Origin of the sequence: Flavobacterium sp. MMS24-S5 (assembly GCF_050320125.1) — a bacterium.
GTDB classification, from domain to species: domain Bacteria; phylum Bacteroidota; class Bacteroidia; order Flavobacteriales; family Flavobacteriaceae; genus Flavobacterium; species Flavobacterium tyrosinilyticum.
In genome coordinates this window covers 754,827-779,189 of the sequence record NZ_CP190016.1, presented here as the reverse complement: position 1 = coordinate 779,189, position 24,363 = coordinate 754,827, and the positions used below count along the sequence as shown (strand labels likewise).

Below are 24,363 nucleotides of genomic sequence, written 5' to 3'. Positions count from 1 at the left end.
CATTTTTATGCCCCAGCTCATTTAGTATTTTGCAATATAATTGCAGTCAATTCCAATTGCTGATTTTCTTCAAATTAAACCAGAGTTTTCAATTTTTTGGAAAACATTTTTATATACCCTTCCTTATCCTTTTTCACCTCTTGGATTAGTGCCTTTCTTTCAGGCGTGATGCTGCAGTATTTTTCCGCCCATAAATTGATTTCAATCATCAGCGGCAAAAGGTCGATACCTTTCGCAGTGAGTTTGTATAAAACTTTGGATTTACTTTCTGGATGAGGCTCTTTTTTGATAATCCCGCTTTCTTCCAGCATTTGAAGTCGTGAAGCCAATATATTGCTGGCTATTTTCTCGTCTGATTTCTGAAAGTCGCCATAAGTGCACTGTCCAGCAAACATTAAATCCCTCACAATCAGCAGTGACCATTTGTCTCCCCAAATATCCAACGACTGGCTTACGGGACAGTCGGAACGCTTCTTATTTTCTGCCATAAAAAAAAATTTAAAAAATTCGCTTGCAAAACGAAAGTGGTTTTGTATATTTGTACTTGCAATTTGCAAGCAAATTTACAACAATTTAAAGAAATATACAAATGCAGACAAAAGGGAATACAGTATTTATAACTGGCGGAAGTGCCGGAATTGGTTTGGCCATCGCTAAAAAATTAGCCGCCGAAGGCAATAGCATCATCATCAACGGAAGAGACGAAGAGCGTTTGCAAAATGCATTAAAGGAACTGCCCGGTGCAGTCGGAATTCAGGGTGATTTTGCATCTGAGGCAGACAGGATCCGTGTTGCAGATGAATTAAAAAACTATCATTCCGATGTCAATATCATAATCAATAATGCAGGTGCCGCTTTTGCCTATTTATTGAGCGAAACCGCCAATGCCCACGAAAAGGCAAAAATTGAGATGAATGTCAACTATATTGCTATTATTCATTTTACAGAATTGATGATGCCTCATCTGCTGGAAAAAGAAGCTGCGGCCGTTGTGAATATTTCTTCGCTTGCGGTTTATGGAAGCCATAAATTTCTGCCTACCTATGGTGCTACCAAAGCAGCTCTGCACAGTTACACAATGGCTTTGCGATACACCTATGAAGAGCAGAAAAATGTTCAGATCTATGAAGTGTATCCGCCTTTGGTAAATACCGAATTTTCTGCCGAAATAGGCGGGGCTGATGGTATTCCGGCATCAGAAGTAGCCGACGAGCTTTTCTGGTAGAGAAAAACCAGTTTGACATACCAGTAGGCGAAACAAAAAAGTATGCTGCTGCCATAGGCGAGGCAATGGCTAAACTGGCTCAGTAAAAAAAGGATAAGCCGAAATCATTGAAGATTATCCACTTTTTAAGCCATTAAACGTATCAAAATGAATATTCAAAATAAAACTATTCTGATCACTGGAGGAGCATCTGGTATAGGATTGGAAGCTGCAAGACAGTTTCTGGACGCTGGTGCCAGAGTGATTGTTACAGGAAGAAATCAATCAAAGTTGGATGAAGTGTCAAAACGTTATCCCTTAATTAAAGCCATCCAAAGTGATGCGGCAGATGAAACTGATGCAAAAAATCTGTATGACGAAATAGTAGCTTTAGGAGGCATCGATATTTTGTACCATAATGCCGGTGTAGGGGTTCCGCCTGCGAATTTAGGAATTCCGGATAAAAAACATCTGCAAGGTGCAGTGTATGAAATGGATGTGAATTACTTTGGCGTCATCAGGCTCAATAATCTTTTTATGAGTATGCTCAAAAGCAGATCAGAAGCAGCTATCATTCACACGACATCCATATTGAGTATTGTTCCTTCAGCAGCCGAAGCCACCTATAGTTCATCAAAAGCGGCATTGGCATTTTATACGGTTTCACTGCGCAGGCATCTGCAGGTAATCAACAGCAAAGTGAAAGTTTTTGAACTGCTGCCGCCTCTAGTGGATACCGAGATGGTGGCTGGCAGAGACGATAAAAAAATCAGCCCTAAGGAATTGGTAGAGGGTTTGATTAAAGGCATTAAGAAAAATACGCTCACCATTCGGGTTGGTGACAGCAAAGCGGTTTACCTTATCAATAGGCTGTTTCCAAATCTAGCCTATGGGCTTGTAAATAAAAAGAAGGCAGATAGGCTATTACTGTCTTAATCATATTGCATGTTATGTAACTCATTTTTTAATAGATTAGTCTTTCAAGCATGCAGCCATAATTTTAAAAAAAATTAAATATAATGAAAGCATACACTATTAGCCGCTACAGCAAAAAAGACCTTTTAAAGCTGAGCGAAGTAGACAGGCCTGCTATAAAACCAAATGAGGTTTTGATAGAAATTCATGCCGCAGGAATTAATCAGCTCGACGCCAAAATTAAAAGCGGGGAGTTTAAAATGATGCTCAAATACCAGATGCCCTTAGTTTTAGGTCACGATGTGGCAGGCGTTGTGATTGAGGTTGGGGTTGATGTAAAACGTTTTAAAGTAGGAGATGAAGTGTACAGCCGTCCTTCTGATTACCATATCGGCGGATTTGCTGAATTTATAGCGGTTGATCAGGCAGATGTTGCCCTGAAGCCGAAAAACATTTCCATGAATGAAGCAGCGTCTCTACCCTTAGTCGCGTTGACGGTCTGGCAGGCTTTTATGGAAAAAGCACATTTTACAAAGGGACAAAAAGTTTTTATTCAGGCTGGTTCAGGCGGTGTGGGCACGATTGCCATTCAGCTGGCAAAACATCTGGGCGCTACGGTTGCAACCACTGCGAGCAGAGGTAATTTTGAACTGGTCAAAAATCTTGGTGCAGATGTAGCGATTGATTACAGAACTCAGGATTTTGAGAATCAGCTGAAAGATTACGACTTGGTGCTCAACAGCCAGGATAGTAAGACCTTGGAAAAATCCCTTCGCATTTTGAGACCGGGCGGTAAAGTGGTCTCTATTTCAGTTCGCCAAATCCTGCTTTTGCCAATGAAATGGGTATGCCATGGCTATTGAAACTGATCATAGGCTTTATCAGCAGAAAAGTACGAAGACAGGCAGAAAAATTAGGGGTTGGTTATTCCTTTTTATTTATGAAAGCCAACGGACAGCAATTATCCGAAATTACCAAGCTGGTGGAACAGGGAGTTATAAAGCCAGTATTGGACAAGGTTTACCGATTTGAGGAAATGAATCAGGCTTTTGATTATGTGAACAGCGGAAGAGCCAGAGGAAAAGTAGTGGTGCAGGTAAAATAAGCATCCTGTTTAACGCCCGATTTTAATTATGAGCCGGTAACTCTAGCCGAAAATGATGATATTGGAATGGTGCACCGACGTTTTTCTAATATTTAAAAGCCGTCTTCAACTTTTTGTGGGACTTTTGGAGGGAATTCCAACTTAAAAGTGTCACGATTTGCCACAGAAATTTTGTTCGGGTTTAAAAAATATGAAAAGCAGTGTAAAATAGAAAAGCCTACAAATTTTAGGATTTGTAGGTTTTGTTTTTTTAGGAAAAAAAAGTCCTAACCATTAATTAGGACTTTTGTGGGGAGAGCAGGATTCGAACCTAAGGTTTGAAACCGCTTATTTCCTGCATTTTTATTTTATAAAAAACTATAGTGCCACGATTTTGCCATAAAAATAAAACTACTTAGTTTTTGGTGTGTAATGTCTTGATTTTTAATTTATTGAAGTGTTTTTTGATGCTCTAATTCTCTTTGCTGGAAATTTAATGACTTTTTTATTAAAGTTATTGTTTTGTCCTGTTTATTTTACCTGTATTCTCTCTCGAAATAATTAAGTGTTGATTGTATTTCTTTTGAGCATGGATACCATGAAATATTCCTTTGCATTCTTCTATTCCTCAAATCCTCTGTAATAAATAGGTTCAACTATTCATCTATTACTGATGGTATATATTGTTGGCTGGGCACTCTTTGAAAAATAAATAAGCGACATGATTCTGTTATCGGCAATTTTATGCTAAAAAGTTAGTGTAAAAACATCTTTTTTTGCCGATAGGATAAATAATATGCTATTGCAAACTCTTGTTCAAAGTAAATTGCACAAGGATTTTGAAATCTTTCAAACCTTCCGAAAGAATATGTCTATATTTTTGATTGATTAATCCATCCTGAAAAAAAACATTCTCTATAATTTTATTTTCTATAGAAGATACAATTGCTTCTTTGAGTTTGTTAAATAAGATTGTTGGTTAATTAATAAATTTTTTGTTTGTTTTTATTTCAAAGGGAGATTAATGATCTATTTATTCTCCCTTATTTTTTGTTCAAAGTCAGTTAATATAATTTAATAAATATACTATTTATATGAAAAGAGAGAATTTTAGCATAAAGAGAAAAAGTTCTTTAAAGAATGTTATATCGATTTTTATTCTGTTGTTTTTTTGTGTCGTTAAGGGGTATTCCCAAAACAATGAAAATACAAGAAGTGCTTTTGAGGTAATAGAAAGATTAGTAGGCAACCGTGCAGCCGATTTTCAGTTGAGCTTGGTTAAAAGTAAAAATAATCAAGCAGATTGGTTTGAAATCAAAACTACAAACAATGTTGTAAAAATTAAAGGGTCAAACAATACTGCAATCTGTTACGCGGCTTATAATTTTCTTCGCGATATTGGAGCTGCTTTAGCAAGTTGGGAAGGGAATAGAGTGGCTCTTCCTAAAGTTTGGCCAAAATATAGTAAAAAAGGAAATACACCTTTTGAATACAGAGAATATCTAAATGCCTGTACTTTCGGCTACACAACACCTTGGTGGGATTGGAAACGCTGGGAACAGGAAATTGATTGGATGGCTTTGCACGGAATTAATCTTCCAACTGCTATGGAAGGGCAAGAAGCAGTATGGCAGGAATTATGGAAAGAATATGGCTTAACCAATTCGCAATTAGAAGCACATTTTGCGGGACCAGCATTTTTGCCATGGCAGCGTATGGGAAATATCAATAGTCTTGAAGTGCCGCTTCCTCAAGAATGGTTTTTGAAAAAAGAAGAACTTCAAAAGAAAATCTTAGAAAGAATGCGAGCATTAGATATGCATCCTGTTGTGCCTGCTTTTAGCGGTTATGTACCTAAGGCTTTCGCCGAAAAACATCCTGAAGCTAAGATAACAGAACTCAAGTCATGGTCAGGAGGAGGTTTTGCCAGTACTTTTCTACTAGATTCAAAAGATCCACTATTCAAAAAGATAGGGAAACGTTTTATTGAAATTTACACCAAAATATACGGAAAGTCTGATTTTTATCTGGCAGATTCTTTCAATGAAATCGAACCTCCAGTTTCGGAACAGAATAAATATGAAGAACTTTCCAACTACGGAAGCGCTGTTTATGAAACGATTAATGAAGCAGCTCCGGGCGCAGTCTGGGTTATGCAAGGTTGGCTTTTTGGAGACAATAAAGAATTTTGGACAAAAGAAGCTACAAAGGCTTTTTTAAGTAAAGTTCCGAATGAAAAAGTGATGGTTCAAGATTATGCCAACGACAGATATAAAGTGTGGGAAAATCAGGAAGCTTTTTATGGAAAACAATGGACGTACGGTTATGTGCATAACTATGGAGGATTGAATCCTGTGTACGGAGATCTGAATTTTTACAAAGAAGAGTTGACAAGTTTATTGAAAAATCCACACAAAGGAAATATTGTCGGCTATGGAGCAATGCCTGAGGGTTTAAATAATAATTCAATTGTTTACGAATACATATATGATCTTGCATGGAGCAAAGGAGAACAGCCTATAAACGATTGGCTGACAAAATATTTAAATGCAAGGTACGGTGGGACAGTTTCAGAATCTGTTTTTCAAGCCTGGAAATTATTATTGGAGTCGGTTTACAATGTAAAATACTGGGAAACTCGCTGGTGGAATGATAGAGCAGGAGCGTATTTGTTATTTAAACGTCCAACTGCTACAATTACAGAATTCAAAGGAAATCCTGGCGATAAGAAAAAATTGAAAGAAGCTTTGGATCTTTTAAGTAAAGAAGCTAAAAAGTATGATCAAAAAGATTTTGTCCAATATGATTTAATCGATGTTTCAAGACATTATTATTCATTATGTATAGATGAGGATTTAATGGAATGTGTAAAAGCCTATCAGCAGAAAAATATTGAAAAAGGAGATCAATTATTTAAAAAGATAGAAAAACAAGCATTGGATATTGATAAAATAATGGCAGGCCAGCCATTAAACAGTTTAGACCAATGGGTTAAATCGGCTTCAGATTATGGAAGTTCTCCAGAAGTGTCCTCATTATATGTAAAGAATGCCAAAACATTAATTACGCTTTGGGGAGGAGAAGGACATCTTAATGATTATGCTTCGAGATCATGGAAAGGAATGTATAAAGGATTTTACTGGCCAAGATGGAAAATGTTTTTAGAAGCTTTAAGAAAAGCATCAGTTGACAACACTCCTTTTGATGAAAATAAAGAAAGAGAATCAATTAAAAATTGGGAAATTAATTGGACAGAAAGCAAATAAAATATCCAACGATTATAATTACTTCGTATATAAACATAATTTAACTTAATATTTATAAAATAACTTAAAACCAAACCATCTATATGAAAAAGAAAATTCCCGAAAACGTTTTATTAGTAAGTTTTTAATGATATAATTTTCGAAAAAAAACTTTGCAAAGGCTTACTATCATTGACTTTATAGAAATTATCCATGTTTATGAATAACTTGTCCATTTCTTAACATTTCATTAGCACTAATTTCGTCAACACTATTTAACCAATTAACCAAATATCACAATGGAAAAACTTAAACTTTTATTATTAGCCTTCTTCTTTGGCTTCTCAATTAATACCTGGGCACAAAAAACAGAAGTGTCTGGTGTGGTATTAGATGACAAAGGTCTTCCTCTACCAGCTGCGAATGTACTTGAGAAAGGTACAACTAATACTGTAACAACAGATTTTGACGGAAAATTTAAATTTACGGCTTCAAACAAAAATGCAATATTGGTATTTTCTTTTATTGGATTTGAAGATCAGACTTTAAAATTAGATGGGACAAAAACAAATTATTCGATAAAATTACAGTCTACCACAACCAACTTAGAACAAGTAGTTGTAGTAGGTTATGGTAAAGGATCTCGTAAAAACTTAACAACTGCTGTTTCTTCTGTTAAAGCTGAAGATTTGAACAGAGGAGCAATTAGCGATGTGGGACAGCTTTTACAGGGTAAAGTTTCTGGTTTGAATATTTCTTCAAGCGGTGACCCTACAAAAACAGCTTCTGTAGTTTTGCGTGGAGCTTCAACATTAAATAGTTCGCAAGTGACCATTTTATGTAATCGACGGTATTCCTGGTGTAGATATCTCTGTGATTGCACCAGATGACATTGCAACTATTGATGTCTTGAAAGATGCCGCTGCAACGGCAATTTATGGTAACCGTGCTGCAAATGGGGTTATCATGGTGACAACAAAAAAAGGAAGTAAAGGCAGAACGCAAATAGCATACAATGGATATTTTGGTTTAGAAGAAGTTTCAAATAATCTGGATATGATGAATGCAGATCAGTTAAGAGATTTTACAACTAGAAATAATTTGAACTTTACGCCAGAGAATGATAAAGGAGCTAACACGAACTGGCAAAAAGAAATTTTAAGACAAGGACGTGCAGCATCAAGTAGCCATAACTTATCTATGAGTGGTGGTGGAGAACATGGAAATTATACAGCAAGTATTACTTCGATTAATAAAGAAGGGGTAATGTTAAAAAGTAATTTCTCTCGTATTATTGCTCGTTTGTCTGTTGAACAATTTGCTTTTGATGACAAAGTTAAATTTGGTTTAAACGTAACTAACTCTACTACAAAATACCAAAATGTACCACAACGTAACACGGTACTTTTGCAAGCAGCAAGTTACCTTCCGATTTCTCCAGTAAGAAATCCTGACGGAACTTTTTTTGAAAATTTTGTGAGTACGGGATATTTTAACCCAGTAGCTTTAATTGAGCATGGTACTGATGAGACTAAAACGGATAACTTGGTAGGAAATCTTACTACAGAGGTAAAACTTCCGTTTGGAATCACTTATAATTTGAATTTAGCGCATCAAAGATTAACGGCGTCTCATGGAGAGTTTTATGATAGTTATTATTCACAATACAATAGTGCCAACTTTTACAACAATCCAGATCCGCCTTTGACAAAAACATTGGTTAACTTTGGGGTAAATGGTTCAGCATTAAGAAATGCTTACGAAACTAGAAACAACATTATCGAAAGTTTCTTTACTTGGGATAAAACATTTGGAGAGCATAAAATAAAAGCAGTTTTAGGTTATTCATGGCAGGAAAATACTTTAGGAGACGGTTTTCAAGCTACAACGACAAACTTTCCTGTAGACAATGTTGGGTATAACAATTTAGCTTTAAGCAATTATACTTCGGTTAATGGTTATGTTGTAAATTTTGGCGATAGTAAAGCGTATCAAAAAACTCGTTTGATCTCTTACTTTGGTCGTTTAAACTATAATTATAAAGACAAATATCTTTTACAAGGATCCCTTAGAAGAGATGGAGGATCTATGTTTGGAGAGAATAACCAATGGGGGTATTTTCCATCTGTAGGGGGAGCATGGAGATTGGATAAAGAAGGTTTTATGAAAAATCAAAGTTTCTTTAGCGATTTAAAATTAAGAGGAAGCTGGGGAATCACAGGAAACTCTTCTGGATTTAATGCTTACACGGCTCAATTTATATCTGGAAGTTTAGGAACTTTCTATTACAACGGACAACAGATTGGAGCTTATGAACCTAACCAGGCTGCAAATCCTGATTTGAAATGGGAAAAAACAGCTACAGGAAATATCGGTCTTGATTTCACAATCTTAAAAGGAAAACTATCTGGATTTGTTGATGTTTACAACAAGAAAACAACAGATATGATCTTCAACTATAATGTTAATCCAGTATTGGTGCCAGTAGGAACTATTGTAGCCAACGGAGGAACAATGTCTAACAAAGGTATCGAGTTGAGTTTAAATTCTACTCCAGTAAAAACAGCAAATTTCACATGGAATACAAACCTGAATTTGGCTCATAATAAAAATGAGATTGTTAAATTAACTAGTCCATTTTTTGTTGGAGGAGATTCTATTCGTAGAGTACAGCCAGATGGAGGCGGACAAACAGGAAGTACTTTACAGATTTTTAAAGAAGGAAAACCTCTTGGTCAATTCTTTACTCTGAAATATGCAGGAAAAAATGCTAATGGGGTTTCGCAGTATTATGATAAAAATGGAGACTTGACTACTGCACCGCAAATTGGAGTAGATTATCATTATGCAGGAGATGCACAGCCAAAATTATTAATGGGATGGGCGAATACTTTCCAATACAAAAAATTTGATTTGAATATTTTCTTCAGAGGTGTTTTTGGAAATAAAATTTTTAATGCAACTCGTGCCGATTTATTTAGACCAAGCACTGCAATGACTACTAATATATTGGTTGATGCAGGACAAGAATCTCCAAATGACTTAAACGCTTATAAATATTCAGATCGTTTTATAGAAGACGGCAGTTACATAAGATTAGACAACATGACTCTAGGGTACAATTTTGGTAAAGTAGGAAGATACATAAGCAGTGTTCGTCTTTACCATACGATCAACAATGTATTTGTGATTACCAAATACACAGGAATTGATCCAGAGGTAGAACAAGGAGGAACAGCTCCAGGTGTAGATTCAAATAACTTCTATCCAAAAACAAGAACATATTTGTTCGGTTTAAATGTGATCTTCTAAAAACTTAATGCTAAAAATTATGAAAAAGATATTAAAATATTTAGGGCTTCCAGTACTTTTAGCTGGTATGGTATGGTCTTGTGATGATCTAGAGGTGCCTATTACAACACAATTGACACCTGAAGTATTTCCTCAAAACTCAACACAATATATTCAGGCTACAGGCCCAGTTTACGTAGCTTTCAGAGGTGAATTCTCATTTGCTTGGTGGTGGTCACAATCTTTATCAACAGATGAAGCTATTTTGCCTGCAAGAGGAGGAAACTGGTTTGATAATAGAAACTACATTGCTATGCATTACCACGATTGGAATGCTGACAACGGAATCATAGGAAGTCTTTGGGATTGGTCGTCTAAAGTAATTGGAACAAGCAATCAGACGATATCAATTTTAAGACAGACAATGCCAGAAGGGGCGGAGAAAAAAACGCTGATTTCAGAGATTAAAACAATGCGCGCGATTTCTTATTTCATGTTAATGGACAGTTACGGAGATGTGCCTTTGGATACTTTATATGGAGATTTTACTTCTAAGGCTAAAACACCGAGAAAAGAAGTTTTCAATTTTATCGAAAAAGAATTAAAAAGCGCTATTCCTAATTTAAATCCAGCGTCTGGAGTTACTACTTATGGAAGACCAAACAGACAAACTGCAAATGCAATGTTGGCCAAATTATATCTGAATGCTGAGGTATATACAGCAACAGCACGTTATACAGATTGTATTGCGGCTTGTGATGAAGTTATTAATTCTGGATTGTATTCTGTTGAACCAAGAGCGACTTATCTTCAAATGTTTTATCCAAATAACGGAACCGCAGATGAAAGAATTCATTTTTGCTGTTCCTTATGATCCAGCAGCTGTTACAGTTGGTTACAACGGACAAATGTATCACGCACGTTATGATGTGCCACGTTCTGAAAGAGCTAAGTTCGGTCTTCCTTTTACGCCAAGTGCACCTAGAAGTACGCTGCCAGAATTCTATGCTTATTTTAATGATGCTAATGATATTCGTAACAAACAATGGTTAACAGGTCTTCAATATATGAATGACGGTGTTACTCCTGTTATGGTGACGACAACTAAAAAAGGATACGACCAGTTTTATACAGGATCTGATGGAGGAGCAAGCTATACTTATCAAGTAAATTTGACACCAGCTATTATACCTCGTCAAAGTGAAGCTTTATTTGATCTTGGAAATGACGAAATCGCATGGAACATGGGATATAGAAATATTAAATTCTATCCAGACGCGACTTCAACAAATCGTAACCAAAAGAACGACGTTCCTTTCTTGCGTTATTCAGATATACTTTTAATGAAAGCGGAGTCAATTCTTCGTGGAGGAGCTGTAACCTTAGGACAAAGTGCAGATGCATTAGTAAACATGGTTCGTTCTAACCGTACAACATCTGCAATTTTAAGCGGAGTAACTTTAGAAGAACTTTACAAAGAAAGAAGCCGTGAATTTACTTGGGAAGCATGGCATAGAAATGATATGATCCGTTTTGGAAAATATGAAGGATCTTGGGGCTACAAAACAAATACTGATACTTATCGTCGTGTTTTCCCAATTCCAACCAATGCAATGGTTTTAAATCCAGCTCTAATACAAAACGATGGATATTAAACATAAAGTTAGTTAAGTGCTCATGGTAGCAAGTTTTAGTTTGAAAAGGGGAAGAACCTAAAAAATCTTCTCCTTTTTAATAAAAAAGAAAACAGATTGGTTAGTTGCTCAATCATTAGTTTTAGTTTTCATTTTTTGAATGCATACAAAGTTTAATCGAATGCGGTTATTGAAAATCAATGAAAGATTAAGCTTTGTGCCATTCTTTTTATTTTAGAATATTTAACCCGATAATTCTTGGTTAAATCTTGCAAGGTCTTCAATTTAATTACCACAAAAAATCGTTGCCTAATCTTGTCCCCATCAATACAAAAAGCATAATGGAACTGAATAAAATATATAAAATAGGACATATTGCCATAAGTTTAACCCTTATTTTTTTAGTGTCGTGCAATGCGCAACAAACCATTTCTTTACAAAAGAAAAAATTATCAGATATGGTTTACCCGTTGTTGGACACCGAAAATTCAAGATGGTTTTACTTTTCATCAGCAAGCCGTCCGTTTGGTATGGTTAATTTAAATCCCGACACAGAGATTAAAGGCGATTGGGGAGGCGGTTATAAATATACTACAGATACAGTTAAAGGTTTCAGCCATGTTCACGAATGGCAATTATCAGGAGTGTCTATAATGCCAGTAACAATTTCGGAAGCTAATAAAAGTACTGTTTTCAAAGATTTTTATTCCAAATTCAGCCATCAAACCGAAATCATTACACCAGGATATCATTCGTTACTATTAGACAGATATGAGATAAAAGCAGAATTGAGCAGTACGCCTAGAGTCGGGTTTCATCAATATACTTTTCCTAAAAAAGCACAAAAAGCAATACTTTTTAATCTGAACACTATTTTAGGGCCTTGTGACAATTTCGAAGGAAAATTAGAAAAAAACAATGATTATGAACTTTCAGGATCATTAGTTTTAAGTACCAATTTTAGACGCCCTAAACCATTGACGGTTTTCTTTAAAGTCAAAACAAATCAGCCTATTGCTTCTGTCGAAAAAGATAATGCAACAGGCAATTATTTAGTCAATTTTAATGGAAAGAATTCCCGAGTTCTGATGAAAGTTGGTATTTCGTACACGTCAATTGAAAATGCTAATAACAATATTGAAACCGAATTAACCCATTGGGATTTTAGTAAAACGGTTGAAGATTCCAGAAACGAATGGAGTAATTTGTTGGGAAGAATAAAAATAGAAGGCGGATCAGAAACCGAACAAAGAAGATTTTACACTGATCTATGGCATGCTCTGCAAGGGAGAAAAATGATCAGTGATGCAAATGGATCTTACCCTGACAATACAGGGGAAAAATTCAGGGTAGGGCACTTGCCCTTAAACGCAAATGGAAAACCTAAGTTCAATCACTATAATTCTGATGCTTTTTGGGGTGCACAATGGACAATCAATAATCTTTGGGGATTGGTATATCCTGAAATTATGGAAGAATTTGTGTATTCGTTAATGCAGTATTACAAAGATGGCGGTTCTATTCCGCGCGAGCCATCGGGAGGAAATGACACCTATGTAATGACAGGAGCTTCGGCAACACCTTTTATTGTAAGCGCCATTCAAAAAGGAATTGTAAAAGAAGATTTGGAAGACATTTATGTTGCGCTTAAAAAAGGGCATATGACAGACGGAATTATGTCAAAAGCCGGTTATGAGCACAAAACCAATATTGGAGGGGGGTTAAAATATTACTTAGAAAAAGGATATGTTCCGTATCCGCTTCCAGAAGGCAATTTTGGAAGCCATGAAGACGGAGCCAGCCAGACTTTAGAATATGCTTATCAAGATTGGACTTTGGCACAATTGGCGAAAAAATTAAACCATGAAGAAGATTATAATTATTTCATGAAAAGGTCAAAAAACTATCAAAATGTTTTTGATCAAACCATTGGATGGATGCGCCCAAAAAATGTAGATGGAAAATGGAGGGAAAATTATGATCCCTATCAATATGAAAACGGATTTATTGAGTCAAACGGAGCACAGTCAACATGGTTTGTACCGCATGATATTGAAGGTTTAGCGAATTTAATGGGAGGAAGAGAAAAAGCCGTTACAAAATTAAATCAGCAATTTGAAACGGCTAAAAAGCAAAATTATACCTCTGGCACATCTCACGATGCCGAATTGCATCCAGAGTTTAGCCGAATTCCGATAAATTTTGGAAATCAGCCTTCCATGCAGACTTCAAACATTTTTATCGTTTTAGGAAGACCAGACTTAACCCAGTATTGGACGAGAAATGTAGTTAAAGAAACCTTCAGCGGATTGTCTCCATCAACTGGTTATAACGGTGATGAAGATCAAGGATTAATGGGAAGTTTGAATGTTTTGCTAAAATTAGGTATATTTCAAATGAATGGAGGAACAGATAAAGATGCTGTTTATCAAATAGGAAGTCCGATATTCAATAAAATAACAATAAACTTAAATCCGAAATATTATTCAGGAAAAACATTCGTAATAAAAGCTAATAACAACAATCCTGAAAATGTGTATATAAAAGACATTAAATACAACAATAAAGCTGTAAAAGATTTTACACTTTCGCATAAAGAAATTACTAATGGAGGTGAATTGATTTTAGAAATGTCTAAGTAAATATTTGCAATAAGTTTTTTTTGCCACAGATTTAAAGATTAAAATGATTTAAAAAATAATCCAAATAATCTGTGAAATCTGTGGCAAAAAAAAGAGTTCGTAGTTCTTAAAGAAATAAAATAAATAATGAAAATATCTGGTAAAAATATACTTTTAGGAATATCATTTTTGTTTACAATAGCCCTAAATGCTCAAACTGTACACCAATATGTTGACCCAATGATAGGTTCAGAAGGAGTTGGTAGAGTTTTTATCGGGCCGTCATGTCCGTATGGAATGGTGAAACCAAGTCCAGATTGTACTTCGAGTCCCAATAGTGGTTGGCTTCCAATGCCAAAAGAAGTAACAGGATTCAGTCAGGTTCACGTAAGCGGAACAGGCGGAGGTCCAAAATATGGAAACATCCAAATTATGCCGTTTTCAGGAGCTTTGGATAAAATGGATCAGACTTCATTCAGAACCGAGGAAAATGTAAAACTGGGTTATTATGAAACGGTTTTTAAAGAAAATAATATTAAAACAGAGATTACGACAGGAGAGAAAGTATCTTTTTACCGTTTTACTTACCCTAAAAACAAATCAAGAGAATTAAAAATCGATCCAGGATTTTTTCTTGGAGAAGAAAAGATTCCAGAGGCGAGAGAAGCGCAGCAGTTTGTAGGTTCTCAGATTGAAGTCGTTTCAGAAACAGAAGTCAGAGGTTACAGCAGAATTCGAGGAGGCTGGAACAATGGACGTGCTTATACCGTTTATTTCTGGGCAGTTTTTGACCAGCCGATAGCAAAATATGTCACTTTTAAAGACGGAAAATTTTATAATGACAAAGCGCAGTTTGATTCAGGAAAAAAGACTGCAGCTCTGCTCTCTTTCGGAAATGGGAAAGAAGAACTGAAAGTCAAAATAGGAATTTCATTTTTAAGTGAATTAAAAGCAAAAAATAATATAGAAATGGAAGTTCCGCATTGGAATTTCGATGAGGTTTTAAAGACTTTAGAAAGCAAATGGGAAAACCTGCTAAGCAGAATCCAGCTTTCTAAAGATACATCAGAAGACTATAAGAAAATGTTCTATACAGGTTTGTATCACACCATGATTATGCCTGTGAACCGAACTGGGGAAAACCCATTATGGACAAATGACGAGCCGTATTATGATGATTTTTATACCATCTGGGATACTTTTAGAACGTCAAGTCCTCTAATCACTTTAATTGATTCTAAACGAAAAGTGGAAATAATTAATGCCATGCTAAATATTTACAAGCGTGAAGGTTATCTTCCTGAGGGTAGAAGTGGAAACGATAACGGAAGAACACAAGGAGGATCAAATTCTGAAGTTGTAATTGCAGATGCTTTTGTGAAAAATTTAAAAGGAATAGATTACGAATTGGCTTTGCAAGCTATGTTAAAAGATGCTGAAGTGCCACCAGGAGGAAATGAAGAAAGAGAAGGCAGAGGCGGACTTATAGATTACCTAAAATTAGGATACGTTCCGTATGGCACCGACCGCGCAGGAAATCGAACTATTGATTATGCCTATAACGATTATAATATTGCAATCGTGGCAAGAGGACTTGGCAAAACAGATCTTTATGAAAGATACATAAAACAAGCCGACAGCTGGCAAAATTTGTGGAGAGGAGACTACGAAAATAATGGTGCAAAAGGATTTATCATGCCGAAAGATAAAGATGGAAAATGGCTAGATGATGTTGTTTTCGGAGAGTCAAAAATCCAAAAGCCAACTTTCAAATATACACCTGTAATCATTGAGTCTCCTTGGTATGTATGCCATTGGTGCGTTTTCTTTTACGAAGGAAATTCATGGGAATATTCATTAAGCATTCCGCATGATGTGCCAGAATTGGTAAAAAAATCTGGAGGAGAAAAAGCCTTTGAGAGCAGATTGAATACTTTCTTTGATTCAGAACTGTATAATGTTGCCAACGAACCTTCATTTTTGACTCCGTGTTTATATCACTGGATTGGCAAGCCCTATTTAAGCAGCGATAGAATCAGAGCAATTATAAAAAGAAGTTTCAATACTTCACGAGAAGGTTTACCAGGAAATGATGATTCTGGTGCAATGTCTTCTTGGCTTGCTTTTCATATGATGGGATTATATCCAAATGCTGGGCAGCCTTATTATTTGATTAATACACCTTTCATAAAAGAAACAGTTGTAAAATTAGAAAACGGTAAAAGTTTTAAAATCACTACTAAAAAAATGAGTGATAAAAACATATATATAAAATCAGCGCTTTTGAATGGAAAACCGTATGATAAAGCGTGGATTATACATGATGATATCAATAATGGTGGAGAATTGATTTTAGAAATGGATTCTAAACCTTCAGCTTGGGGAACCGTGATTTTACCGCCAAAAAAATAAAAAGGATAAGCAAAATGAAAAATATGATTTTAATGTTTCTTTTCTGCATTGTTTATCAGAATGGAACAGCACAGAATTACGTACCAACAATTAAGAATAATACAGAACTTAATTATGTCTGCAAGCTTCACGGCCAGACTAGGACTTTGACTTTGACAGCTCAAACCGTTGGTGATGGACTAACTTTTAAACTGGAGACGAGAGGTGTAAAAAGTAGTATTGTAATGCTTCCAGAAGCGATAAAGAATGGGACAGAATTGAGTTTCAATCAAGGAGAATACGCTCCAGTCTTAAACTTAAAACCAAGTGAAACTTTTTTTATGATTTCTAGATCGGCTTATCAAGATTTATTAAAGAAAGGTTCGTTTGTTTATAATAATACGACTTACATTTTAGATAAAAGCGAAGATAAAAATAGTGTTTCAATTGACGGAAAAACGATGGAAACGTTACATGTGATTGCTCAGATTGATGAAACGGAAATGTGGATTATCAAAAATCCCGAGTTCCCTCTAATTTGTAAAATCATCAAGAATCCGTTAGGGATAAATCCGACCTTAGTAAAAGTAACAGATAGGTAATATGGATTTATCATAAACACATAGAAACATAGGTTTGTCTAAAAGAGAGTTTTTCAGAAAAACCAGTTTTTACACATAGCTATGTGCATTATCGCAAGTGAAACGCCATTTAAAAGCATTTAAATCTATGTTTCTAGGTGTTAAAGATAATTATAAGCAAAGTTTTTGCAGATAAAGAAAAGGAAGATATCAATTTAAAAAAAATCACATTTTCAGTATAAAATGATAATTTCAGAACATTAGGCAAAATTCTTGGTAAATTGTTGAAAGTTGTTTTTAAATTTACAGGAATTACACTTAAACTTTATTTTTATCAATTATGAAATTATCTATCTTAACCTCTTTACTTTTTTGCTGCATTTGTTTCGGACAAAATAATACAGATACCAGTTTGTATATGAAGTCTGATAAAATTACTTATTTAACAGATATTGGCTCAGAATCAGGAGATTTATATAAAACAATTGGTCATCACGGTTCAGCAGTTGAAAACGAATGGATGGCATTGCGAATTTATTTCAGCGACAAAGTAGCAATTGACGTTTATTCTAAAGCGAAACCAGGTTTAGAATTGAGAAAAGCAAATTGGTACCCAACACCGCAACAACAAAAAGAAGGATGGGGAGCCGATTATTATAAAGTGGCGTCAACTGTAGGATTAGGCGGTGTTAAGCTTTGGGACGGAGATAAATTAGTTCCTTTAAATCCAGTGACAAATCGTTTAGCGCGCGTGGGCAAAACAGATACAACTTCTTGGATGGAAATGATTTCGAGAGGTGTTCCATATAAAGGAAAAAAAGTTGACATTTTAGTTCGTGTTACGGTGTTTTCTGGAAAAAGAGAAGCAAAAGTAGAAGCGGTTTCTTTAACTGGAGAAAAAGTGCAATTTGCAACTGGAATCAATTATTTTAAAGATTTTGGAACTAAAAAAGGGTCTAATTATATCGCAGTTTGGGGAAAACACCCAGAAGACGTAGCAGCAGAAATTGTAGAAATTGGTGCAGCAATTATGTATAATCCAAAAGATTATGAAAAAACTACAGACGACGGAACACAATATTTATTGATTTCAAAACCTGCAAAAACTTTAGAGACTTCAATTATATCTTCGAGTGCGAGAGAAACAGAATTAAACACTTTAGATAAATTGGAGGCATATATTAAAAAATAAACGCATACAAAATACATGTTTAGAATATCGGCTATATTAGTAATATTACTTTCTTTAAATTCCTGCAAATCACAGCAGACTTTTAAAAAAGAAGTTCAAATTGCTTTTATAGCCGATGCTCATTTACAGGATATTTACGCCAAATTTGAAGACAGCGACTATAAAGGCATTCAAAATCCGGTAACGGGCGAATATGCTAATATCAGAACTATGAATGCGCAATTGCATTCTACACGAATTTTCAACGAAAACTATTTTGCTTTTTTAGAAGCCTTAAATGACATTGTAAAAAGAGGCATTAAACAAGTAGTGCTTCCAGGCGATTTTAGCGATGACGGACAGCCTGTCCACGTTCGCGGATTGAGAAAAATTCTTAATGAATATTCCCAGAAATATGGCATTTCGTTTTTTGTGACCACAGGAAATCATGATGTAGTAAAGCCGTTTGCTCAAGATGCTGTCAAAACCGATTTTCTAGGAAAAGATGGAAAGGAACAGATTATCAGCAGTTCTCCAAATAATTTTAGCAAAAGCAAAAGTGAGCTCGAGCCCATTATAACAGCCGATATTAAAAATTGGGGTTACAAAGAAACAATTCAAGAAATGCGCGATTTTGGTTTTTTTCCAAAAAAGACCGATTTATATTGGGAAACACCATTTTCTGATTATACCTATGAACAATATAATTTCGAAAAAGCTCAAAACGAATCTGTTTTAGAAAAAAGAAAGTACCTCATTAAAAACACCAATTTGTCTTTGCCGGATGCCAGTTATTTGGTCGAGCCAGTAAATGGAATTTGGCTTTTGGCTATTGATGCCAATGCATATGTTCCGAATGAGAAATTATCGGGTCAGTCCAATAATCCAAATGATTTTTCAGGAGCTAATATAGGTTACAATAATGTTCTAATTTACAAAAGCCATTTAATTAATTGGGTAAAAAAAGTTGCCTCAGAAGCCAAACAAAGAGGAAAAATTCTGATTGCTTTCAGTCATTATCCACTGGTTGAATTTAATAATAATAATGCTTCATCAGAACTAGAACAGCTTTTTGGTGCTAATAAAATGCAGTTGTCAAGGGTTCCAAGTGAAGAAGTGGCGCAACAATTTGCAGATGCTGGAATTCAGGTTCATTTTGGCGGACACATGCACATTAACGATACAGGCATTCGAACGACAGCAAAAGGGAATACGCTTTTCAATATTCAGACACCATCGCTTGCGGCTTATATGCCAGCTTATAAAATCTTGACGATTCATTCGGATTCAGATCTTGAGGTCGAAACGATTGTCATCGGAAAAGTGGCTAAATTCAATAGTTTATTACCTTTTTACGAACAAGAATATGCTCATTTAAAAGAAATTAATAGCAAAAACATTTGGAATAAAGATATTTTAAAAGCAAAGGATTATGCAGCATTTACAAACTGGCATTTAAAAGAATTAGTTCGATTGCGATTCTTACCTGAAGATTTTCCGGCTGATTTCTTAAAGTCGATAGAAAAACTTTCAGGAAAAGATTTGCTAGAAATAGGCAAAGACACCAAAGAAATTACCAAGGATTTAAAGGAAAATTCCCTTGTGTTTTCTGAATTTGAATCTTGGACAGGATTTGATATGATTTTCGATTTTTACAGATTAAAGAACGCTGATGAACTTGCTATTCCAGAAATTGGAAAGAAAAGATTAAAGGAATACGAGTTAGTATGCAGGCAGTTAAAAAAATCAAATGATGCAAAACTGATTTTATGGGCAGAAATATTTCTTAAAATCATGTTCGGTCAACCTTCAGATCATTTTAAAATTGACTTAAAAAATAGTAAAATTGATAATTTGTCTGTTAAATAATTCCGATATTTATTAATTCAAAAAGATTAAATTGCATTTATAATTTATTTTCATGAGACAAAAATTCTTTTTAGTATTCTTATTATCTGCCGTTTTTTATCATTCTTATTCACAGAGTATAAAATTCGCGCATTATAATGACAATAATGGATTGTCTCACAACTCAGTACGCCATATTGTACAAGATAAAAAAGGTTTCATGTGGTTTGGAACATTTTCAGGACTAAACCGTTTCGATGGTTATCAGTTTAAAAACTACATGAGTTCAACTCCTGGAAAAAATAAATTATACAATGATGATATCACAGCTTTAGAACTTGACGAAGCTTCTAATCATTTGTGGATTGGTACGCGAAAAGGATTGACGCTTTTCAAAATGGATACACATGTTTTTACCACTTTTTTTCATAAAAAAGATGATCCAAACAGTTTGCCAGATGATGAAGTAAGATCGGTTTATGTAGATAAATTCAAAAGAGTTTGGGTTGGTACGAAGACAAAAGGAATGTATCTGTTCTTTTTGAATGAAAATCGATTTGAGAGAATTAAATTAAAAGGGTTTGATTACGTTAAAGAAATTTTCGAAGATAAAAAAGGAAATGTCTGGATTGGAAGTTATGAAAATTCATCTGTTGCCAAAATTACAATGGATGCCAAAGGTGCCATTGTCAGAATTACCAATTATACGCTTTCTGTTCCTTATTCCAATATAAAAAATCCGTACATCAACTTTATTTATGAAGATGCAAAACAGGATATTTTTGTTGGAACTCGTGAGGGATTATACAAATTAGATAAGACTACAAATCAGTTTGTTAATTTATATATTGAAAACAAACAGGTTAGGGGTGCATTAGGCAGCCTTATTTTCTATCTGTTGCTCGTGCTCCAGATGGTAAATATTGGGTAGGAACTTTAGGAGGATTGTTGGTTTGCGACCAGTTAGAAAACATTCAGAATGGAAATTACAAATGGTATTATTCTATTTTGTCTGATGATACTTCGCTTGTCGATAATTTAATTTCAGCTCTTTATTTTGATAAATCTGGCGTTTTATGGATTGGAACTGAAGACGGTTTGGACAAATATGATCCGTACGAAAATCAGTTTACATTAAACAAAGATATTTCGCGTTCTATTGGCAATCAGGCGCCAAGAATTAGAGGATTTGCAAAAACGTACGATCAGAAAATTATTGTCGCGACGTACCACAACGGACTTTTTATCTCGAATACAAAAAGCTCAACTCCTTTGCACAATACTGGAAAAGATATTGCCAGCATTTATTCAGATGATGGAAAGATTTTTTACTGTGGTCTTTGGGATGGAAATGTTTTGGTTTACAATTATGTTGCAAATTCCTCCAGAGAAATTAAAGTTGGTTTTGAAAAGTCGCCTGTTTTTGCTTTTAGCAAAATTGGTAACGACTTAATGATCGTAGGTTCATTTGGCGAAGGTGCCGTAGTTTTAAATACTAAAACACTTCAAGTGCAGGCTTCTAACGAACTTTTGCCTGGTTTTCAGATTAATGCTATCGAGAGAGATGCCAAAAATAATGTTTGGTTTGCTACTGAAACTGGTGTTGTAAAATATAATATTAGTTCAGGAAAAATAGAAACCTATTCGTCGCTTTTCATAAAAGAAAAAGGAGTTCCGCACGACGAAAATGTAAGTGATGTTTTGGTAGACGTTAAAGGTAAAATTTGGGCTTCAACGCGTTTTGGATTGTGTTTGTACAATCCGAAGAAGAATGAATTTGAACCTGTTAAAAATCTAAAAGAGCTTTCTGGTAAATGGATTACCGATATTTTATCTGATGCAAGTGGAAATCTCTGGCTGAATATCAACAACAATAATATTGCTTTTGTCAAATCGAATTTAAAAGATATTAGCATTTATCATGTAAATAGTGGAAACCGATTGGATGTTTTTAGCGCTAGCGGCTTCTTTTATTTTAATAATTCTAATATTTTTCTAGGGGAAAAAACGGAATTATTTCTTTTTCTCCACCCGCAATGAAAAGAAATAATTGGTCGCCATTACCAGTGATTTCAGAGTTTAAAATTCAGAACGAAGAAGTTTTTCCAGAAATGGAAATAAATGGAGAAATTCCGCTTTCAAAAGATCTCAATTATGGAAAAGAAATTGAATTAAGCCATAAAAATCGCAACTTTTCTCTTCAGTTTTCAGCTCCTTCTTTTGCAAACGAAAAATTAAATAAGTTTCAATACATGTTGGAAGGGTTTGATAAACATTGGATTACAGCCAATAGCACTTCAAGAATTGTGCAGTATACGAATCTTTATCCGGGCAATTATACTTTTAAAATCAGATCAAGCAACAGCGATGGATATTGGAGCAAAATAGTTTCTTATAAAATAAAAATCCTGCCTCCATTCTGGCTAACGCCGACTTCTTTTTTAATGTTTTTTGCCATTTTGTTTGGTGTTTTCTATTTTGTTAGGAAAGAAATCAAAAATCGAATTCGCTTAAAGCAAGAACTGCTTACCGAAAAAGTAAATAGAGAGCATGATATCAAGCTGAATAATGAAAAACTGCGTTTCTTTACCAATATTTCTCATGAATTAAGAACGCCTTTGACTCTGATTTTAGGCTCGTGCGAAACAATTGCTGGAAGAAAATAGCCATGCTACAGATTACGAAAAAAGCAGATACAATCTGATTTATCAGAACGCAAGCCGACTATTGAATTTGGTAAATCAAGTATTAGATTTTAGAAAAGCGCAATCGGGCGAATTGAAATTGAAAGTTACGGAGACCAATATTTTGACGTACTCAAAAAATATTTTTGATTCGTTTAAAGAAATGGCTTATAACAAAAAGATTAAACTCAATTTTATCTCTGAAGATGATGAAATAAACGGTTGGATTGATAATGATAAGTACGATAAAATCTTGTACAATCTTTTATCAAATGCTTTAAAATTTACCAACAAAAACGGAAATGTCGATTTGTATATCAGATTAAAAGACACCGTTGAAGATATTTTGGTTATTGAAGTAACTGATGATGGAATTGGTATTCCGTTAAAAAGTCAGGAGAAGATTTTCAAGCGTTTTTATCAGGCTTCAAACAGTAAGGCCAATAATACAGGATCGGGTATTGGTTTATCTTTGGTGAAATCTTTGGTGGCGATTCACAAAGGAAATATTGCTGTAGAAAGCACTCAAGGAAAAGGAAGTACATTTAAAGTTGAACTTCCTATTGATCGTGCTTCTTACGTGCACAAGGAAGTGTTTGAATATGCTATTAAAAATGATAATTTAAGTATGCTTATTCCTGAAAAAGCGGCTAAGAAAATTATTCAAAACACCGATTTAAAAGAGAAAATTCTTGTAATTGAGGATAATAGCGAACTTAGAAAATATCTGGTTGATTATTTGTCGGATTATTATAAAGTGTACGATGCAGAAAATGGTGAGGAAGGTCTAAAAATCTGCCGACAAATTAAACCGATTGTATGTGTTACTGATGTCATGATGCCAATTATGGACGGTTTGGAATTTTGTCGACAGCTTAAAAATGACGAGTTCATTAGCCACATTCCAGTGGTTATGCTTACGGCACTTTCAGAAAATATGGATAAAGTAAAAGGCTACGACACAGGAGCTGATGCTTATTTAGTAAAACCTTTTGAGCCATTGTTGCTTAAAACGGTGATTGAAAACATGATCAAATCAAGATTGGAACTTAAGCAAAAATTCTCTGGAGAAGTTGAAAGCAAAGTAAGTATGCTGACGCATTCTCCTATTGACGAAGAATTTATGGAAAAAGTAACCAATTTGATCAATGATAATTTAAGCGAAGTAGATCTTTCTACCGAATTTCTTTGCGATAAGCTTGGAGTGAGCTCTTCTAAACTCTACAGAAAGATTAAGGAATTAACAGATTTAGCTCCAAACGAATTTATTAGAACGATTCGTCTTAAAAAGTCTGCGGAATTGCTTAAAAGTAAAAAATACAATGTTTCTGAAGTAACCAATTTAGTTGGGTTTAATGATCCATTGTATTTTAGCAGGTGCTTCAAAAAACAATTTGGTTTCCCACCTAGTAAACTGATTAATTAGTTTTTTTTGCCACGACTCGAGCGATAGCGAACTGGCGAAGCAATTACACTAATTTTAACGAATTTATAGGAGATTAATCTTTGTCAAAGTTTAAAACTTTGACAAAGATTTTTTTTAGATTACCAAAAACATAACCCGTGGTTTCAACCACGGGGACACAATGCATATCGACAATCTAATTTTCCTTACAACGTTTCCCGTGGTTGAAACCACGGGCTATATTTGAAATACAAATCTTCAATCTTGTCATCCTGACGAAGGAAGGACC

19 protein-coding genes are annotated in these 24,363 nt (G+C 34.8%); 18 read left to right on the top strand and 1 reads right to left on the bottom strand.

The genetic code is table 11. The features are described from left to right. Positions 1-74: 74 nt before the first annotated feature. The gene (locus ACPWTF_RS03330) at positions 75-488 is read right to left on the bottom strand and encodes a winged helix-turn-helix transcriptional regulator (RefSeq protein WP_427874390.1); all 414 of its coding nucleotides are present in this window, start codon (positions 486-488) and stop codon (positions 75-77) included. A 101-nt stretch (positions 489-589) separates the two neighbouring features. On the opposite strand from ACPWTF_RS03330, the gene ACPWTF_RS03325 reads away from it, so the two are divergent. The 18 genes from ACPWTF_RS03325 (at position 590) to ACPWTF_RS03240 (ending at position 24,095) form a co-directional block, all read left to right on the top strand. Next, positions 590-1,225, top strand: coding sequence for an SDR family oxidoreductase (locus ACPWTF_RS03325; protein ID WP_427874389.1), 636 nt, complete (start codon positions 590-592; stop codon positions 1,223-1,225). 147 nt (positions 1,226-1,372) lie between these two features. Then, positions 1,373-2,140, top strand: coding sequence for an SDR family oxidoreductase (locus ACPWTF_RS03320; RefSeq protein WP_427874388.1), 768 nt, complete (start codon positions 1,373-1,375; stop codon positions 2,138-2,140). Positions 2,141-2,223: 83 nt separating this feature from the next. Next, positions 2,224-2,982 carry an NADP-dependent oxidoreductase gene (locus ACPWTF_RS03315; protein ID WP_427874387.1) on the top strand — a complete coding sequence of 253 codons (759 nt, stop codon included), beginning with the start codon at positions 2,224-2,226 and terminating at the stop codon, positions 2,980-2,982. Further along, positions 2,967-3,224, top strand: a complete 258-nt coding sequence (locus ACPWTF_RS03310) for a zinc-binding dehydrogenase (protein WP_427874386.1) — start codon at positions 2,967-2,969, stop codon at positions 3,222-3,224. The genes ACPWTF_RS03315 and ACPWTF_RS03310 overlap by 16 nt, the downstream gene beginning before the upstream one ends. Positions 3,225-4,297: 1,073 nt before the next feature. Next, entirely contained in the window at positions 4,298-6,469 is a 2,172-nt protein-coding gene (locus ACPWTF_RS03305) for an alpha-N-acetylglucosaminidase (RefSeq protein WP_427874385.1), read from the top strand. 278 nt (positions 6,470-6,747) lie between these two features. Then, positions 6,748-7,338, top strand: coding sequence for a carboxypeptidase-like regulatory domain-containing protein (locus ACPWTF_RS03300; protein ID WP_427874384.1), 591 nt, complete (start codon positions 6,748-6,750; stop codon positions 7,336-7,338). Next, positions 7,322-9,760 carry a SusC/RagA family TonB-linked outer membrane protein gene (locus ACPWTF_RS03295; RefSeq protein WP_427874383.1) on the top strand — a complete coding sequence of 813 codons (2,439 nt, stop codon included), beginning with the start codon at positions 7,322-7,324 and terminating at the stop codon, positions 9,758-9,760. The genes ACPWTF_RS03300 and ACPWTF_RS03295 overlap by 17 nt, the downstream gene beginning before the upstream one ends. A gap of 19 nt (positions 9,761-9,779) precedes the next feature. After that, a complete protein-coding gene (locus ACPWTF_RS03290; RefSeq protein WP_427874382.1) occupies positions 9,780-10,613 on the top strand; it encodes a RagB/SusD family nutrient uptake outer membrane protein in 834 nt (277 codons plus the stop codon). Further along, entirely contained in the window at positions 10,582-11,394 is an 813-nt protein-coding gene (locus ACPWTF_RS03285; RefSeq protein ID WP_427874381.1) for a RagB/SusD family nutrient uptake outer membrane protein, read from the top strand. Before ACPWTF_RS03290 ends, ACPWTF_RS03285 begins: the two co-directional genes overlap by 32 nt. Positions 11,395-11,714: 320 nt before the next feature. Beyond that, positions 11,715-14,015: a GH92 family glycosyl hydrolase gene (locus ACPWTF_RS03280; RefSeq protein ID WP_427874380.1), complete on the top strand. Its 2,301-nt coding sequence runs from the start codon at positions 11,715-11,717 to the stop codon at positions 14,013-14,015. A 126-nt stretch (positions 14,016-14,141) separates the two neighbouring features. Further along, a complete protein-coding gene (locus ACPWTF_RS03275) occupies positions 14,142-16,406 on the top strand; it encodes a GH92 family glycosyl hydrolase (protein ID WP_427874378.1) in 2,265 nt (754 codons plus the stop codon). 14 nt (positions 16,407-16,420) lie between these two features. Then, positions 16,421-16,987 (top strand): hypothetical protein, encoded by a 567-nt coding sequence (locus tag ACPWTF_RS03270; protein WP_427874377.1) that lies wholly within the window; start codon positions 16,421-16,423, stop codon positions 16,985-16,987. A gap of 397 nt (positions 16,988-17,384) precedes the next feature. Then, a complete protein-coding gene (locus tag ACPWTF_RS03265; protein WP_427874376.1) occupies positions 17,385-18,158 on the top strand; it encodes a DUF4861 family protein in 774 nt (257 codons plus the stop codon). 15 nt (positions 18,159-18,173) lie between these two features. After that, a complete protein-coding gene (locus ACPWTF_RS03260; protein WP_427874375.1) occupies positions 18,174-20,006 on the top strand; it encodes a metallophosphoesterase in 1,833 nt (610 codons plus the stop codon). Positions 20,007-20,058: 52 nt separating this feature from the next. After that, entirely contained in the window at positions 20,059-20,916 is an 858-nt protein-coding gene (locus ACPWTF_RS03255) for a ligand-binding sensor domain-containing protein (protein WP_427874374.1), read from the top strand. A gap of 14 nt (positions 20,917-20,930) precedes the next feature. After that, complete coding sequence (locus ACPWTF_RS03250; RefSeq protein WP_427874373.1) at positions 20,931-22,025, top strand: ligand-binding sensor domain-containing protein; 1,095 nt, start codon at positions 20,931-20,933, stop codon at positions 22,023-22,025. Further along, entirely contained in the window at positions 22,022-22,651 is a 630-nt protein-coding gene (locus ACPWTF_RS03245; RefSeq protein WP_427874372.1) for a triple tyrosine motif-containing protein, read from the top strand. The genes ACPWTF_RS03250 and ACPWTF_RS03245 overlap by 4 nt, the downstream gene beginning before the upstream one ends. After that, positions 22,635-24,095, top strand: coding sequence for a hybrid sensor histidine kinase/response regulator transcription factor (locus ACPWTF_RS03240; protein ID WP_427874371.1), 1,461 nt, complete (start codon positions 22,635-22,637; stop codon positions 24,093-24,095). The genes ACPWTF_RS03245 and ACPWTF_RS03240 overlap by 17 nt, the downstream gene beginning before the upstream one ends. Positions 24,096-24,363 lie beyond the last annotated feature (268 nt).

What these genes read in the sequence shown, in the direction of transcription:
- ACPWTF_RS03330 (WP_427874390.1), bottom strand. Translation starts at nt 488, where the DNA reads ATGGCAGAAAATAAGAAGCGTTCCGACTGTCCCGTAAGCCAGTCGTTG.
- ACPWTF_RS03325 (WP_427874389.1), top strand. Translation starts at nt 590, where the DNA reads ATGCAGACAAAAGGGAATACAGTATTTATAACTGGCGGAAGTGCCGGA.
- ACPWTF_RS03320 (WP_427874388.1), top strand. Translation starts at nt 1,373, where the DNA reads ATGAATATTCAAAATAAAACTATTCTGATCACTGGAGGAGCATCTGGT.
- ACPWTF_RS03315 (WP_427874387.1), top strand. Translation starts at nt 2,224, where the DNA reads ATGAAAGCATACACTATTAGCCGCTACAGCAAAAAAGACCTTTTAAAG.
- ACPWTF_RS03310 (WP_427874386.1), top strand. Translation starts at nt 2,967, where the DNA reads ATGCCATGGCTATTGAAACTGATCATAGGCTTTATCAGCAGAAAAGTA.
- ACPWTF_RS03305 (WP_427874385.1), top strand. Translation starts at nt 4,298, where the DNA reads ATGAAAAGAGAGAATTTTAGCATAAAGAGAAAAAGTTCTTTAAAGAAT.
- ACPWTF_RS03300 (WP_427874384.1), top strand. Translation starts at nt 6,748, where the DNA reads ATGGAAAAACTTAAACTTTTATTATTAGCCTTCTTCTTTGGCTTCTCA.
- ACPWTF_RS03290 (WP_427874382.1), top strand. Translation starts at nt 9,780, where the DNA reads ATGAAAAAGATATTAAAATATTTAGGGCTTCCAGTACTTTTAGCTGGT.
- ACPWTF_RS03285 (WP_427874381.1), top strand. Translation starts at nt 10,582, where the DNA reads ATGAAAGAATTCATTTTTGCTGTTCCTTATGATCCAGCAGCTGTTACA.
- ACPWTF_RS03280 (WP_427874380.1), top strand. Translation starts at nt 11,715, where the DNA reads ATGGAACTGAATAAAATATATAAAATAGGACATATTGCCATAAGTTTA.
- ACPWTF_RS03275 (WP_427874378.1), top strand. Translation starts at nt 14,142, where the DNA reads ATGAAAATATCTGGTAAAAATATACTTTTAGGAATATCATTTTTGTTT.
- ACPWTF_RS03270 (WP_427874377.1), top strand. Translation starts at nt 16,421, where the DNA reads ATGAAAAATATGATTTTAATGTTTCTTTTCTGCATTGTTTATCAGAAT.
- ACPWTF_RS03265 (WP_427874376.1), top strand. Translation starts at nt 17,385, where the DNA reads ATGAAGTCTGATAAAATTACTTATTTAACAGATATTGGCTCAGAATCA.
- ACPWTF_RS03260 (WP_427874375.1), top strand. Translation starts at nt 18,174, where the DNA reads ATGTTTAGAATATCGGCTATATTAGTAATATTACTTTCTTTAAATTCC.
- ACPWTF_RS03255 (WP_427874374.1), top strand. Translation starts at nt 20,059, where the DNA reads ATGAGACAAAAATTCTTTTTAGTATTCTTATTATCTGCCGTTTTTTAT.
- ACPWTF_RS03245 (WP_427874372.1), top strand. Translation starts at nt 22,022, where the DNA reads ATGAAAAGAAATAATTGGTCGCCATTACCAGTGATTTCAGAGTTTAAA.